The 15517-nt window shown below is 60.8% G+C and carries 12 protein-coding genes and 1 pseudogene; 3 read left to right on the top strand and 10 right to left on the bottom strand.

The annotated features are described in order from the left end of the window. Positions 1-296: 296 nt before the first annotated feature. The 6 genes from HMPREF2879_RS02635 to HMPREF2879_RS02660 form a co-directional block, all read right to left on the bottom strand. Positions 297-743, bottom strand: a complete 447-nt coding sequence (locus HMPREF2879_RS02635) for a hypothetical protein (protein ID WP_070634757.1) — start codon at positions 741-743, stop codon at positions 297-299. Positions 744-745: 2 nt separating this feature from the next. Further along, a complete protein-coding gene (gene gltX / locus HMPREF2879_RS02640; protein WP_070634758.1) occupies positions 746-2257 on the bottom strand; it encodes a glutamate--tRNA ligase in 1512 nt (503 codons plus the stop codon). A 57-nt stretch (positions 2258-2314) separates the two neighbouring features. Then, positions 2315-3067 (bottom strand): fumarylacetoacetate hydrolase family protein, encoded by a 753-nt coding sequence (locus HMPREF2879_RS02645; RefSeq protein ID WP_012903294.1) that lies wholly within the window; start codon positions 3065-3067, stop codon positions 2315-2317. A 281-nt stretch (positions 3068-3348) separates the two neighbouring features. Further along, positions 3349-4446 carry a branched-chain amino acid aminotransferase gene (locus HMPREF2879_RS02650; protein ID WP_070543730.1) on the bottom strand — a complete coding sequence of 366 codons (1098 nt, stop codon included), beginning with the start codon at positions 4444-4446 and terminating at the stop codon, positions 3349-3351. A gap of 366 nt (positions 4447-4812) precedes the next feature. Further along, entirely contained in the window at positions 4813-5868 is a 1056-nt protein-coding gene (locus HMPREF2879_RS02655) for a 3-isopropylmalate dehydrogenase (RefSeq protein WP_070599768.1), read from the bottom strand. Positions 5869-6133: 265 nt separating this feature from the next. Beyond that, positions 6134-7498 (bottom strand): hypothetical protein, encoded by a 1365-nt coding sequence (locus tag HMPREF2879_RS02660; RefSeq protein ID WP_070634759.1) that lies wholly within the window; start codon positions 7496-7498, stop codon positions 6134-6136. 586 nt (positions 7499-8084) lie between these two features. Between HMPREF2879_RS02660 and HMPREF2879_RS02665 the strand changes: the two genes are divergently transcribed. Both HMPREF2879_RS02665 and HMPREF2879_RS02670 read left to right on the top strand, forming a co-directional pair. After that, positions 8085-9533 (top strand): histidine kinase, encoded by a 1449-nt coding sequence (locus tag HMPREF2879_RS02665; RefSeq protein WP_172855771.1) that lies wholly within the window; start codon positions 8085-8087, stop codon positions 9531-9533. A 41-nt stretch (positions 9534-9574) separates the two neighbouring features. Next, the gene (locus HMPREF2879_RS02670) at positions 9575-10417 is read left to right on the top strand and encodes a response regulator (RefSeq protein WP_070599763.1); all 843 of its coding nucleotides are present in this window, start codon (positions 9575-9577) and stop codon (positions 10415-10417) included. A gap of 74 nt (positions 10418-10491) precedes the next feature. Here HMPREF2879_RS02670 and HMPREF2879_RS02675 read toward each other — a convergent pair whose 3' ends face one another. The 4 genes from HMPREF2879_RS02675 to HMPREF2879_RS02690 form a co-directional block, all read right to left on the bottom strand. Next, a complete protein-coding gene (locus tag HMPREF2879_RS02675) occupies positions 10492-10851 on the bottom strand; it encodes a HepT-like ribonuclease domain-containing protein (RefSeq protein WP_070634760.1) in 360 nt (119 codons plus the stop codon). Then, a complete protein-coding gene (locus tag HMPREF2879_RS02680; protein ID WP_049345070.1) occupies positions 10848-11165 on the bottom strand; it encodes a nucleotidyltransferase family protein in 318 nt (105 codons plus the stop codon). The genes HMPREF2879_RS02675 and HMPREF2879_RS02680 overlap by 4 nt, the downstream gene beginning before the upstream one ends. Before the next feature lie 184 nt (positions 11166-11349). Next, positions 11350-14103: an ABC transporter permease gene (locus tag HMPREF2879_RS02685; protein WP_070634761.1), complete on the bottom strand. Its 2754-nt coding sequence runs from the start codon at positions 14101-14103 to the stop codon at positions 11350-11352. Between the two features lie 3 nt (positions 14104-14106). Next, positions 14107-14874, bottom strand: a complete 768-nt coding sequence (locus HMPREF2879_RS02690) for an ABC transporter ATP-binding protein (protein WP_049348985.1) — start codon at positions 14872-14874, stop codon at positions 14107-14109. A 318-nt stretch (positions 14875-15192) separates the two neighbouring features. On the opposite strand from HMPREF2879_RS02690, the pseudogene HMPREF2879_RS02695 reads away from it, so the two are divergent. Continuing rightward, a pseudogene (locus HMPREF2879_RS02695) lies at positions 15193-15517 on the top strand (helix-turn-helix domain-containing protein); the annotation flags it as partial.

Raw genomic sequence — 15517 nt, forward strand, 5'->3', positions numbered from 1 at the left:
AGGTGGTGCTCTACCAACTGAGCTACAACCGCATGTTTTCGCTTTGAACTTTTCAGTTCGTCGCAACAACAGGTACTACTATACGAGCCTTTGCCGGGGTGCGCAAACCAAATTCTTGCCACACTCCCCAAAATGGAGCCAGATTCACCCCAATAAAACATACTGACTAGTAGTTTTACAGGAAACACCCATCACAAAAAATATTCTCAAATTTATGAAAAATCCCCTTATCCGCCGGGTTTCCTTCAGACCTTTCGGTCGTCAGATTCCCGCTGGATAAGGGGATTCTCTAGAGCTTAGTCGCTGCTACCACCAGAGTCGCCTCCACCGGAATCGCCGCCGCCAGAGTAGTCGGAGCTACTGTAGCTGCTGTAGTCCGAACTGCTGGAGCTGCTGGAGCTTCCGGCGTCGAAGTCGCCCGCGTCCGGGTCGGGTCCCGGGTCCACGAAGTCGTCTTCGTCGTCCTCTTCACGCGAAGAGTCCGAGGTGTCTACGCCGTCAGACGAACTGCTGACGTCGCCGCCGCGGGCGTGCCGTGCCTGAGCTTCTCGAGCGTTCAGGGCGGCGCGCGCCTCGAAGTAGGCAGTCACGTATCCGAAGGCTGCCGCAACGACAACAGCGACCACCATCAAGACGGACTTGTCCATGTTGGCGATGTACAGAATCAGCCAGATAATGCAGGCGTTGGTGAGCGCCATGAGGGTGCCCTTCAGCAGCGCCTTCCCCATGATTGACTGTTTCATAGTTAGCTCAGTTCAGCGGCAAGCTTGCGCAGACGTGCGAGGGAGGATTCCTTGCCCAGGATTTCCATGGATTCGAACAAGGGCGGGGAGATACGCTCACCGGACACTGCGATGCGCACGGGGCCGAATGCGAGGCGCGGCTTGATTTCCAGGCCGTCGACGATTGCGGCGCGCAGGGCTGCCTCAATGCTGGCTGCGGTGAAGTCCTCGAGGGGCTCCAGAGCTTCGATTGCGGCGGCGAGGACCTGCGGTGCGGATTCCTTGAGCTGCTTGCGTGCGTCGTCAGCCACGGTAATCTCGTCGTCGCTCTTGAAGAGGAATGCGAGCAGGCCGGGTGCTTCGCCGAGCAGCTGCATACGCTCCTGTACGAGGGGTGCAGCTTCGGTGAGGACCTGCTCTTCACGCTCGGTGAGGGTTTCATCGAGTACGCCTGCAGCCTGCAGGTACGGGATGAGGCGGTCGCGGAAGTCCTTGGGGTCGAGCGCACGGATGTGGTCGCCGTTGATGGACTCTGCCTTCTTCACGTCGAAGCGTGCGGGGTTGGCGACAACGTCGTGTACGTCGAAGTGCTCGACGAGCTCGTCGATGCTGAAGACGTCCTGGTCTGCGGAGAGGGACCAGCCCAGCAGAGACAGGTAGTTCAGCAGGCCTTCCTTGATGAAGCCGGAGTCGCGCAGCAGGAAGAGGTTCGACTCGGGGTCACGCTTGGAGAGCTTCTTGTTGCCCTGGCCCATGACGTAGGGCAGGTGGCCGAATTCGGGGATGAAGCTGGTCACGCCGGTGTCGATGAGCGCGCGGTAGAGCGCAATCTGACGCGGGGTGGAGGAGAGCAGGTCTTCGCCGCGCAACACGTGGGTGATGCCCATGAGTGCGTCGTCGACGGGGTTCACGAAGGTGTACAGCGGGTCGCCGTTGGAGCGGACGACCACGTAGTCGGGTACGGTGCCTGCCTTGAAGGTGATTTCACCGCGAACGAGGTCGTTGAAGGTGATGTCTTCGTCGGGCATGCGCAGGCGCCACACGGGCTTACGGCCCTCGGCGCGGTAGGCTTCCTTCTGCTCTTCGGTGAGGTTGCGGTCATAGTTGTCGTAGCCGAGCTGCGGGTCCTGACCGGCTGCCTTGCGGCGTTCCTTCACCTCGTCGGGGGTGGAGAAGTCTTCGTACACGTAGCCGCCTTCAACGAGCTTTTCGAAGATCTCGTTGTAGATGCCTGCGGCCTTACGCTCGGACTGGCGGTAGGGCTCGTGGGGGCCGCCGACGCCGACGCCTTCGTCCCAGTTGATGCCGAGCCAGTGCAGGGATTCGAGCACCTGGTTGAACGACTCTTCGGAGTCGCGTGCTGCGTCGGTGTCTTCGATGCGGAAGATCAGCTTACCGCCGGTGTGGCGTGCGTACGCCCAGTTGAAGAGGGCGGTGCGGACCATGCCCACGTGCGGGGTGCCGGTGGGCGAGGGGCAGAAGCGGACGCGGGTGTCTGCGGGGCTGTTGAGTACGGGACCGTGGTATTCGGTCATGATGTCTCCTTGACGGTGTGTTTCAGGATGTACGTTACGTTTTTGGGTGCGGGCTGTTTAGTCGCGCACGCGGGTGACGAGGGAGCCGATGCCTTCGACTTCGACCTCTACTTCGTTGCCGTCGCGCAGTACGCTGATGCCGGCGGGGGTGCCGGTGAGCAGTACGTCGCCGGGCAGCAGGGTGAAGATTTCGGAGGCTGCGGCAACCTGTTCGGCTACGGAGTAGTGCATTTCGGAGGTGTTACCTTCCTGCACGACGTCGCCGTCAACCCAGGTGGTGATGTTCAGCGAGTCGGTGTCCAGGTCGGTTTCGATCCAGGGGCCGAGCGGGGTGGAGCCGTCGAAGCCCTTGGCGCGGGTCCACTGGCGGTCTTCGAGCAGGTCGCGGGCGGTGAGGTCGTTTGCCACGGTGTAGCCGAAGATGACCTCGTGCACGCGCTCAAGAGGCACGGACTTGGCGATACGACCGATAACGACGGCGAGTTCACCTTCTGCGCTGACGGCTTCGGAGTACTCGGGCAGGGTCACGGGGTCGCCGGGGCCAATCACGGTGGTGTTGGGCTTGAGGAAGAACTGCGGGGAGGCGGGCGCCTCGGTTCCTGCCCAGTTTGCGATCGCTCCAATCACCTTGGAGCGGGGGATGATCGGGGCGAGCAGGCGCACCTGGTCGATGGGGTAGGTGGTGCCGGTCGGTTCGATGCCCGAATAGAAGGGGTCACCGGCGAGTACGCGCAGGGTTTCTTCGCCTGCGTCACCTTCTACCAGCCCGAAGTGGAGCTCATTATTTACGGTAAATCGTGCAATACGCATACTTTCTAGGGTACCAGCCTTCGAGGGCGGGGGCGGCGGGCGGAATTGGCAAGGCAGATTTTAGCCCGGCGGGGTTCAACACTATTAGGTTCGGCGGGGTGCACCTCCCCTCCCCCTGTCCTCGTGTTATCAACGCCGCGCGCAATATCCGCCGGGCACGCCATTTACCCAGCACCTCATTTTCCGGGCACAGTGAATCCCCGCGGGTTACTCACCGCGCGACGTGCGGGGTCGGGCGGAGCATCCTGCGGGGATTTCGCTGGTTACGTTAGATTCACGTTTTAGATGAGGCGGGTCATCCAGCCGTGGCGGTCTTCTACTACGCCGGTCTGAATGCCGACGAGCTCTTCGCGCAGGCTCTTGGAGATTTCACCGAAGTGCTCGGTGGGTGCCGGGATTTCGAAGTCTTCTGCCTTGAGCTTGCCGATGGGTGCGACCACTGCTGCGGTGCCGCAGGCGAAGATTTCGGTGATGTCGCCGTTTGCTACGCCTTCACGCCATTCGGTGAGGGTAATTGCGCGCTCTTCGACGGTCATGCCGCGGTCCTTGGCGAGCTGAATCAGGGAGGAACGGGTCACGCCCTCCAGGATGGTGCCGGTCAGCTCGGGGGTGACGATCTTGTTTTCCTTGCCGAAGATGAAGAACACGTTCATGCCGCCGAGCTCTTCGATGGCGTCGCCGCGGTGCGGGTCCTTGAAGATGACCTGCTTGCAGCCGTGCTTTTCGCCTTCGATCTGGGCGATCATGGATGCCGCGTAGTTGCCGCCGCACTTTGCCGCGCCGGTGCCGCCTTCGCCTGCGCGGGCGTAGGTGGTGGAGAGCCAGATGTCTACGGGTTCGGGGGTGCCGAAGTAGTTACCTGCGGGCGAGCCGATGACGTGGTACTGCACGTGCTTTGCGGGGCGCACGCCGAGGTACGCTTCGGTTGCGATCATGAAGGGGCGGAAGTAGAAGGCTTCACCGTCGCCGGTGGGTACCCATGCTTCGTCTGCCTTAACGAGTTCGCGCAGGGATTCAACGAACAGTTCTGCGGGCAGTTCGGGCAGGGAGAGGCGGTGTGCGGAGTTCGCGAAGCGTTCTGCGTTCTTTTCGGGGCGGAAGGTCCACACGGAGCCGTCGGCGTGGCGGTAGCCCTTGACGCCTTCGAAGATTTCCTGGCCGTAGTGGAAGACAGCGGAGGCGGGGTCGAGGGTCAGCGGGCCGTAGGGGTGAACTCGTGCGTCGTACCAGGTGCCGCCGGTCTTGTAGTCGCCTTCCCAGTCGATGGTGACCATGTGGTCGCTGAAGTAGTCGCCGAAGCCGGGGTTTGCGAGGATTTCGGCGCGGCGTTCGGCGGTGGCGGGTGACTGGTTTGCTTCGTGGCTGAATTCGGTTGCCATCGTTCTGCGTTCCTCTTCGTCTAGTTGCCTCTGTGGGCGTTCTTTGAGTGGCGGTTCTCGCGGCGGGGCGAGGGACCGGTGTGTGCCGCCGGGCGCGTTGTCGTGCGGGGCAGATGGTGCATCTAGCGGTCTGTGCTAGTTGGATGCATCAAAGCTAGTGGTGGATGGTGTCCACCGCCGAGGTGCCGGGCGGGTGTGCCTGACCTGTTTTAGAGTACCGGAAAGATGAGTTTGCCGCATGCGCACCTTTTCTGCCATTCAGGATGTGAACAGGTGAAGCCCGGAAGGTGCGTTCCTTCCGGGCTTCACTAGCGTAGTTCACGTTTTAGCCGAGCCAGTTATAGCCGGGCAAGTATTAGGCAAGTATTAACCGAGGCGTGCGAGCACGTCCGCGCCGACCTGATCGGTTCCGCGCACGCTCGCGCCGTTTTCGCGCATATCTGCCTCAACAGCGTCCTCAATGCGGGCTGCGGCGGCGTCGTGGCCGAGGTGGCGCAGCAGCATTGCGCCGGCGAGGATTGCGGCGGTGGGGTTTGCCTTGTTCTGGCGGGCAATGTCCGGTGCGGAGCCGTGTACGGGCTCGAACATGGAGGGGAACTCGCCGACGGCGTTGATGTTGCCGCTTGCCGCGTAGCCGATACCGCCGGTCACTGCACCTGCGAGGTCGGTGATGATGTCGCCGAAGAGGTTGTCGGTGACGATCACGTCGAAGCGGGCGGGGTCGGTGACCATGAAGATGGTGGTCGCGTCAATGTGCAGGTAGTCAGTCTCAACCTCGGGGAATTCAGCCGCGATTTCGGTGAAGTAGCGGTTGTAGAGGCGACCTGCGTGGGTGAGCACGTTGGTCTTGTGTACGAGGGTGACCTTCTTGCGGCGGGTGGATGCCAGCTCGAAGGCGTAACGTACCAGGCGCTCCACGCCGTGTGCGGTGTTGAGGGAGACTTCGGTGGCGATTTCGTGGGGGGTGCCCTGGCGAATCACGCCGCCGTTGCCGATGTAGGGGCCTTCGGTGCCTTCACGCACGACGACGAAGTCGATGTTGCCGGGGTTGGCGAGCGGGGAGACTGCACCGGGGTACAGGCGGGAGGGGCGCAGGTTGATGTAGTGGTCGAAGGCGAAGCGCAACTTCAGGAGCATTTCGCGTTCGATGAGGCCGGAGGGAATCTTGCCGCTGCGCGGGTCTGCACCGATGGCACCGAAGAGGATCGCGTCGTGCTGCTTGAGGGCGTCCATGGTGGAGTCGGGCAGGGTTTCACCGGTTTCCAGCCAGTGCTCGGCGCCGAGCTTGTAGTGGGTGGGGGTTACGGTGATGTTTTCGAGCTCGCAGGCGCGGGTGAGGATGCGCTGGGCTTCGGTAATGATTTCGGGGCCGATGCCGTCGCCGGGGATGACGGCGAGGTCGATGCTACGTGCTTCAGTCATGCCTCTACCGTAATACGCGCAGCGGGTGGGCGGTAGAGTGTGCGGACGGGTTCTCAGACTCTGGGCTAGACGGGCTCTGGGCTACCCCCCCCCCAGTCTCTGCCCGGCAGCGCCTTGACCCAGACCCGCCTCCTGAAGTCTGGGGTTCTGGATTCTGTGGTGTTCAGCCTCTACCGGTTAAAACAATATTCCCCGGCTGAATTATCAGCCGGGGAATATCGTTACGAGTTCTCACTCAGAGTGAGAGCCCTAAAGGTCTATGCAATTACGCGGTGCGCTTGCAGAGGGTGACCTTGACGTAGCCGTTGCCACGTTCGCTACGAGCGGTCGGAGCGTTACCTGCGGAGGTAATGGTACCGCCGGAAACACCGGGAGCAACGTAGGAACCACCTGCGCCGCCGCCGCCGCCGAGCTGGCCGAAGGAGACGTTCTGGCGGATACCGTTGGGGTTGTTGTTCCACTTCTGGGTCAGAACGATTGCGGAGGAGGAGCTGGAAGCACCGGAGCCACCGCCACCGTAGCCTGCGCCACCACCTGCGGAGATGACGGACTCGTAGCCGTTGAAGTTGAAGCCGATGGAGGAGTACTCGAGAGCGTAACCGGTACCGTTGTGGGTACCCTCTTCCTTCTTGGTGCGATCGTTGTTGTCGATCAGGTAGGAGTAGGATGCTACACCGTCACCACCGGCACCGGTGAAGCCGGAGCCACCATTGTTACCGGACTTGGAGGACTGGTAAATCTCCTGGTTGTTGGCGGAGGAGAAGCCCAGAACACCGTTCGGGGACTTGCCGGTGTGCAGAGCGGTCTTAGCACCACCGTTACCACCGATACCGTTTGCGCCACCTTCACCGGCCTCAACGGTTTCGCGGATAGAGTTGTCAGCGTCGTAGATACCGAAGCCTTCAAGACCTGCAGAACCCGATGCACCGTCAGCGGAACCACCGGTGGAACCGAAGATGATGTTGCCGTTGCGCTTTGCGCCGGAGGGCCACTGCCAAGAAGCGGTCACTGCGCCAGCTTCCATGTACTGGGGGTTGTTGTTAGCGCCACCGTTGTTGATGAAGCCAGCGCCACCACCGCCACCTGCGACTGCAACGGGGGTACCGTTGATGACCAGAGCGGAGGAGCCACCACCGGATGCGGAGTAGGTAATACGCTTCAGGGGGGAGTTAGCGGGCCAAATAGTGTTGACCTGCTGCATGATGCTGGAGGGGATGGGGTTGGGCAGGTTGGAGGAACCACCGTTACCGTAGCCCTCACCACCCTCAGCTGCAGTCAGGGGGCCGTTACCAATACCACCGGCTGCGCCGATGAGCTGAACGGTCTGGCCGGGCTTGACCTCGATGATACCGGTGATCTTTGCACCGGAACCTGCTGCCATATCGTCGTAGTTGGTACCACCAGCGCCACCGACGACCTCGAACTTGATCTTGTCGACCAGTGCGGGAACGACGAAGGATGCGGTGCCCTTAGCACCGGATGCGGCGCCGTTTGCGGAGTAAGCTACGGTCTCTTCCCACTCACAAACAGTGGAGGAAGCGAAAGCGGGAACTGCAGCAGATGCTGCGACAACCGGAGCAGCCCATGCTGCGCCAGCGACAACCTTGCGGCGAGAAATGTTAGTAGACATGTATGTCCTTCGAGAGTGATGTCATTTTGAGGAATAAAAGTTATCACCCGCCGTCGTGCGCGGCGAAGAACGTCACCTGATGAGATTCGAGTGAGTGAAGTAGGCTTGCGCCTAACCTCTGGTGATAACGACATAATGCTGTACTCCGCTCCCCTACATAGGGAGACGCGCTTCAGAACGCTTGGTGTTCGTTCTGTAAGGCCTTAGACCTCGGGCGCAGATTTCGGGTACGGCTAAAACTATACCCATCAAGAACCTATCCCGCAATGGTTCCAAAAATGGTTTGATGAGGGGGTTTCCCTTAAACTCTCCGCCTTAGTTGAAGGTTTTTCAACCAAAATAGGTTGCTTAAGGGAGTTACTGGTCTCTTAAACCCGAATTCGAAGCCCATACAACCCCAAACTCTCAAGTTTTAGTTGAAGGAATATTTTTCAAAAAAGTAACTAAGGTCACTAAAAATAGCTGTTTTTGGCGTGTCATACTCACTCAAGCACACACCCCCACACACAAACCCACAAAATATCCCTGCATGTGAGAGTAGAAAGAGGCTCCCAGTCCCGCCCCACCACCCCGATACACTGGAAACATGCCCCTCAAGCACACCGAACCCCAGCAGAACCCACAGCACAGCACAGAGACAGCCGAATCAGGCCACGCCGTAACGCATACCCGCGGCCGCTCAGAAAACAGCGACCTACCCGCCGACGCAATCAGCGCCTCCAGCCGCGTGCAAAACTATATCAGAGACAAACGCAGCTGGATGAACATCATCGTCGTTGCGCACATGCAGTTCTTCTGTTGCGTGCTCTCAGCAGCCTTCGTCAACAGCTACGGCTGGATCCCGGTCATCTCCGCGCTCTGCAGCACCACCGCGCTCTACTTCCGCTACCGCTTCCCCTACGGCAGCATCTACGTGGTCATCGCGGCGCTCTGCCTCACCCTCGTGGAGCCCTTCCCCGACTCACTCGCCATCACCTGCTACCCGCCCGTCAGCCTCGCCGCCTACCATATCGGCAGGCATTGGACCCGCCGCGCCCGCTTCCGCGGCCTCATTCTCGGCTGGGTCGGCGCACTCGCCGTCACCGTGCAGGCCTCGCTCTCATTCCTCTACCACTGGGACGACATACCCGCCCGCATCTTCATCTCCCTGATGTTTGGCGTGCTCTGCGGATCCATCTTCACCGTCTTCTGGTTCCTCGGCGACTCCCGCCGCATGCGCGAACTGCGCAGCGAAGAGTTCAAAGAACGCGCCCGCCGCCTCGAATACGAACAGGAACAGGAACGCCGCCTCGCCGCACAGGATGAACGCACCCGCATCGCCCGTGAAATGCACGATATTGTGGCGCACTCGCTCTCCAGCATTATTTCCCAGGCAGACGGGGCACGCTACGCCGCCGCGAGCGCCCGCACCGCACGCACCGCCCGCGCCCAGCAAACACAACAGGCACAGCAGGCAGAGCAGCAAACTGAACAGGCTGAGCAGTCCGGTCAGGCTCAGCAGAGCGAACCGGATATTGCCGAGCAGACCCTAGAACTCATCGCAGACACGGCACGCGACTCCCTCACGCAGATGCGTTCCCTGCTCGGGCTACTCCGCACGGACGAGGCGACCGCCTACGCGCCCGTGCCCACCCTCAACGATGTGCCCGCCCTCGTGGAGCAGAGCCGCCGCGCCGGGCTACCCGTCACCTTCACCGGAATCACCGGCACCATGGCGCGCACCCTACCGCAGGGCGCAGAACTCGCGGCGTACCGCACCGTGCAGGAGGCGCTCACCAACGCGCTCAAGCACTCCCCCGGCGCGGCAACCACCGTCACCATTCACTGGGGCGAGGACGGTCTGCAGTTGTGGGTTCAGAACGGCCCGGTTTCCTCTGCCACAGCTCAGCACATTGCCCGCCCTGTACCCGGTAGCGGCAACGGTCTGCGCGGCATGAGCGAGCGCATCGCCCTCTACCACGGCACCCTCACCTACGGCCTGCAGCCTGACGGCGGCTGGCTCGTTGAGGCGGCGCTGCCCTACCGCGACCTCTAATACCGGTGCCCTCTACTACCTCGTGATCTAGGATTGAAACTATGTACTCTTCTGCACCACAGACCACCCAGCCGATCCGCGTGATGCTCGTTGACGACCAGCGCCTAGTGCGCGGCGGCTTGAGCATGCTCGTCAACTCCCAGCCGGACCTGCAGGTCGTCATGGAAGCTGATGACGGCCTGGCGGCGATTGACGTTTTTGACCGCATGGTCTCTGAGGGGCAGGCGCCGCAGGTCATCCTCATGGATGTGCGCATGCCGCACTGCGACGGCCTGGAGGCGGCGCGCCGTATTCTGGAGCGTGACGGCGAGCGTGAAGTTTCCGAGGATGAGCGGGTGCGCATTATCATGCTCACGACCTTCGACATTGACGAGTACGTGTATTCTGCGGTGCGTGCGGGTGCGAGCGGGTTCTTGTTGAAGGACACCCCGCCGGAGCAGCTGCTGGAGGCGATTCGTACGGTGCACCGCGGCGATGCGGTGATTGCGCCATCTGCGACTCGCCGACTGTTGGAGCACATGATTCCGGTGCTGGACTCCCCCGCACCTGCCGCTCCTGTTGTTCCTGCCGCCGAGTCTGTTCCTGCTACTCCCCCGGCTGCTGGTTCTGAGCTTCCGAAGGCAACGTTTATTCCGGCTGAGCATGCAAGCTTTGAGACTGTGCAGGGTTATCCGCATCGTGAGTTGATTGAGCAGTTGTCGCCGCGTGAGTTTGAGGTGCTGGGTTTGATTGCGCGCGGCTTGTCGAATGCGGAGATTACGCGGGAGCTGGTGCTTTCGGAGGCGACGGTGAAGACGCATGTGTCGCATGTGTTGGCGAAGTTGGGTGCGCGTGATCGTGTGCAGGCGGTCATTATGGCGTATGAGGCGGGTATCGCCCACTAGCGCTCCCTTATATAAGGGCACAGTGAAGCCCCGGCGGGCGCCTCCTTTTCGAGGCACCCTCCGGGGCTCTTTAGTTAAGTGGTTTCTTGTATCTCGTCGATGATTCGTTCAAAGTCGCTCATCAGCTCAGGTAACTTATTCCGGGCGACGTCCCATAGGACAGCAAAATCAACGCTCACATAGCTATGAGAAATGATGTTACGAATAGCAATGAGGTACTGCCATTCAGCCCGTTCATACCGTTCATAATCTTCTGGGTATTTTGAACGAATTCTATTGAGGGTTTCGCCAATGACCTGAAAGCGCATGCAGAGCGCGTCCTGGACTACCCCGTTTGAATCGTCTATCAGGTCTTCATATCGCTCGGGCGTAAAAGCGTAGATACGCTGAGCTGACTCAAGAATCAGAAAGAAGTCGTCAAGCGAGCTTTTCATAGCGGCAACTCCACCATGTCTGGTTCTGCCTCCGCATAGATGCGGGGGCGTAGCTGGGTGACCATATCCACGCTGCGGCCGGTCAGCTGTTCAATACGGTGCTGAGCATCGACCATCTGCATGAATTCGTCAAAAGGGGCTACACCCGGCATCTGCACCAAAAAATCCAGGTCGCTGGTTTCGGTCAGCTCACCGCGGGCGGCACTGCCGAAGAGTCGGGCACGGCGCACACCAGCGTCACGGAGGATCTGAAGAACCTCCGCTTCATGGGGTAGCGTGTACCCGCGACGCAGATTGGGGTGGCTAGTGCTCATACACCCATCATACGCGCAAAGCCAGGCTACAGGTCAGCTCCAAGAGTCTGAGAGCACAAGCACGGCAGAATAGAGGACACAGTGAAGCCCCGGCGGGCGCCTCCTGATCGAGGCACCCTCCGGGGCTTTCTCACGCCGAGTATCCGGGTTCGCCGGGTACTGTGACTATGCCAGGTACAGCGGGTTAGCCGCGCATACCCTCAACCGGGGACATGCGAGCCGAACGAGCCGCCGGCAGAGCCGAAGCCAGCATCGCGGCGAGCACACCCACAATGAGGATGACCACGTACCAGACGTACGGCAGGTCAAGCACGAGCGGGGCGGAAGCACTCATGGAAGACATAATAATCTGCGCCGAGAGGCTACCAATCACCGCACCGGAAACCATACCGAGCACCACAGCGGCGAGCGTAATCAGAATCGCCTCAATGGAGATCATGCGGCGCAGCTGCTTGCGGGACAGACCCAGCGAACGGAGCATCGCGTTCTCGCGGCGGCGTTCGTTGACCGACAGGGTCATCGTGTTCGCCACACCAATGATGGAGATGACCACTGCGAGCATGAGCATCACCAGGGTGAAGGTCAGCATAACGGTCAGCAGCTGGTCGTAGGTCTGACGTTCCTGCAAGCCACCGGTGAAGGAGCTGTCAGGGCTGGCTCGGTTCAGGTCAGCCTGCAGGGTCGCGTTCTCGCTACTGGTCAGCGGGGAGGCGGCGCGCACCAGAACGACGGTGTCGTTACCGGTTGCCTGGCTGGTGACGGTCAGACGTGCTGCCTTTGTCTGAGCTTCCTTGTCACCGCTGGCGATTGCTTCTTCCAGGCGCTTCTGAGCTTCCTCAGCGGCAGGGTTGGCAACCTTCTGCGGGTTCTTGGCGTCCTGCAGCTTGGCGGCGGTGGCAGGGTTGACAATCAGCAGGTTCTGCTTGGTTGCGGACTTGACGGGCTTGAGTTCCACTTCGCCGAGCGGGCCGTGTGCCTTCAGACGGCTGGACTCATTCAATCCAGCGGACTTCCAGAGGCCCTGCGGTACGAGCACGGTGTCATCCGCAAGGTTCAAGTTTTCGCCCGGCAGGATTGCCTTCAAATCGGAGGAGCTCAAGGCCACCAGGTCGGAATTCTGGTTGGCGGTCTGTCCCTCGTACTCGACGGTGTAGTCAACCACACCGGCTGCGTAACCGACGGCGGATGCCTGAACGTTCTTAATACCCTTGACCTTGGAGGCGATTTCCTCCGCCTTGGTCACGGTGGAGGCAGCCTCGGACTGGTCGTACGAGCTGTACTTTGCCTGCGCAGAAATCGGGTACTGCTGATCCAGGGCCTTGGTCAGCGATGCGCTCAGCACCGAGTAACCGGTCAGCACAGTCGACACGACCAGGGTACCCACCAGCACAGCGCGGCCGGTGGAGACGGTACGCTTGGGCGAACGCAGTGCGTTGGCGAGCGCCAGCTTGCCGGTCTGGGTGCGGGTGACCTTACCGAGGGCACGTACCAGCGGGGGCAGTACCAGCGGGGTGAGGAGGAAAACCGCAATACCGAGCAGCAGCGCGGCCCCCATCATGAAGGCAATGGCCTTATTGCCGGCGCCCTCACCGGAACCCTGGTTCTGAGCCAGCATAGCCAGGCCGATACCTGCGGCACCGAAGACCAGACCCAGGATCGGGCCGACCTTGCCGGGCTTGCGCACCTCAAGGTTGGTGTGCTCGCTCATCGCGCTAATGGGCGAGATGCGCAGGGCGCTTCGTGCCGGGGAGAGCGACGCCAGAACCGTCACGATGGTGCAGAGGAGCACACTCACCAGGATCGGGGTGATTGAGTAGGAGATCATGATGGTGGTGAGGTTTGCACCAACCAGCGCGCCAACCGGGTAGGTCAACAGCGCACCGATGAGGGAGAACACCACGCCCACGGTAATGGATTCGATGAGTAGCATCCGTACGAGGGAGCCGCCGCGGGCACCGAGGGTGCGCAGCAGAGCCAGCTCACGGATGCGCTGGCCGACCAGCACCGCGAAGGTGTTGGAGATGACGAAGGAGGAGACCAGCAGAGCCAGCGCCGCGAAGGCGCCCAGAACCACGCTAATGGAGGTGAAGACCGTGGAGATGGTCTTCTGGTAGTCTTCCAGCAGCTTCTGACCGGTCATGACGCGCGGGTCGTTCTTGGTGTCGCCGCTGCTGAGGGTATCCTGCAGGCTCTTGAGCTTGGCGTCGGTTACGCCGTCCTTGAACTTGAGGTAGATGAGGTTCGCGCCAGCCATGCTTCGGTAGCCTGCCGCGGAACTCTTGTTTTCTGCCTCAGCTGCCTTCAGGGCGGCTTCGCCGAGGCTGGTGCCGCCAATGAAGACAGCCTGATTGGTGGTGGAGCCTTCAAAACCGGGGTCGAACAGACCGACGACGGTGTATTCGGCGGTCTTGTCGGTACCGGGGGCGCTGACGGATTCTACAACGTCGGTGCTGGTGACCTTGCCGTTCAGCGAGAGGTTGTGCTTCTTCGCGAAGTAGGTAGAGACCATGATTTCGTGGTCGCTACCGGGGATTTTGCCCTGCACCTTGTACGGGAAGAGGCTCGAGTCGGCGGGCAGCTGGTTGTACTGCACGAGGGTTTTCTGATCGCCGGTACCGAGCGCGCCCGAAACGGCATACTGAACCCAGTAGCCGGAGAGCAGGTCGCTCTTTTCTACTTTCTGAATCTGGTCACGGGTCAGGTAGATAGAGGTGCTGTCTTTACCGTCGCTGGTTGTAGCGGCGGAGGCGACAACCGCCTCGGCGCGGGAGAGCACGTCACCTACGGAGGAGTTGACGGTCGCCTGCAGCGAGTTGGTGAGCATCATAATGGCGGCGATAAAGAAGGATGAGATCGCGATGCCTATGCCCGTGAGAATGTATTTTCCTTTGGAGGCGCGCAGATTGGAGCGCGCCACCGTGTTCAGTGTGGTTGCCACGGCTTATCGACCTTCCAGCTGTGCCATTGCGCCGAGCACGGCGTCGTAGGTGGGTTCGATCATTTCGCCGGCGACCATGCCGTCCTTGATGAAGACCACGCGGTCTGCGTAGGAGGCGGCGTTTGCGTCGTGGGTGACCATGAGGATGGTCTGTGCGTGGTCGGTTGCGGCGGCACGTAGCAGGCGCAGCACCTCGGCGCCGGAGTTGGAGTCGAGGTTACCGGTCGGTTCGTCGGCGAAGACCACTTCGGGGCGTGCGAGCAGGGCGCGCACGATGGCGACGCGCTGCTGCTGACCGCCGGAGAGCTGTTCGGGGCGGTGGTCGAGGCGGGTTTCCAGGCCGAGGGTCTTAACCAGGTAGTCGCGCCACTGCGGGTCCGGCTTCTTACCGGCGAGGCCCAGGGGCAGGTCAATGTTCTGGCCCGCGGTGAGGGTGGGCACCAGGTTGAACGCCTGGAAGATGAAGCCGATGTGTTCGCGGCGGAATTCGGTAAGGGCGTTGTCCTTCAGACCGAAGAGCTCGGTACCGCCAATACGGATGGAGGTTGCCGGGTTCGGGTCGGGGGTATCCAGGGTTGCGATGGTCTGCATCAGCGTGGACTTACCGGAACCGGAGGGGCCCATAATTGCGGTGAACTTGCCCTGCTCAAAGTCAACGGAGACGTTGTTGAGGGCGTGGACGGTGGCTTCACCGATGCCGTAGGTTTTGGAAAGGTTTCGTGCGGAGACGGCGGGCTGTGCCGTCTGGGCGTGAGGAGTTGTAGTAGTCATAGTTCAATTATTTCACGCAATGTGGCGCTGACTACTGGGTTTTTATCATCCTCGAGGCTGATTTTGGCAGGTGTTCACCGACTCTTGACCTGCAGACGCAGGGGCTATTGCTAAGCCCACGGGCTGAGATGCGTCTGAGGCGGCAGGAACGGGAATCCGGCCTCATCCTTAAGTATGAGTGGCGGTTCAGCCAGGGCTACTACCCCACGCGCAAACCTACCCCTACGTACATACAGAAAGCCCCCGGCTCCTCCCCCATTGAACTGCCTCCCGTTTCTTGGACAACAAAAATAAAGTCCAAGAAACAGGAGGCTTTTCATGTCTATAAATCTGGGAGTAAGACATGACCGTTTGCTTCGGAAACAGGCAGTACAAATGTTTGAGAAGGGATGTGGCTATCGTTTGACCGCCAGAAGGCTTGGTGTGTCCGCCGCGACTGTGAGAGAGTGGCAGAAAATGTACCGCGTCATCGGGAAGGGCGGGTTTCTTGCCATGGGAGTAAAGCGGACCAGATACGACTATGAGACCAAGGTCGCCGCAGCGAAGGCCGTGGTTGATGGTGGGATGAGTAAGCCTGAGGCGATGGTGCGCTTCGGTATTGCAAGTGCGACACCGTTGAAGCAGTGGTGCAAGCTGTACCGGC

It is taken from the genome of Rothia sp. HMSC069C04, from assembly GCF_001812895.1.
Classification (GTDB): Bacteria; Actinomycetota; Actinomycetes; order Actinomycetales; family Micrococcaceae; genus Rothia.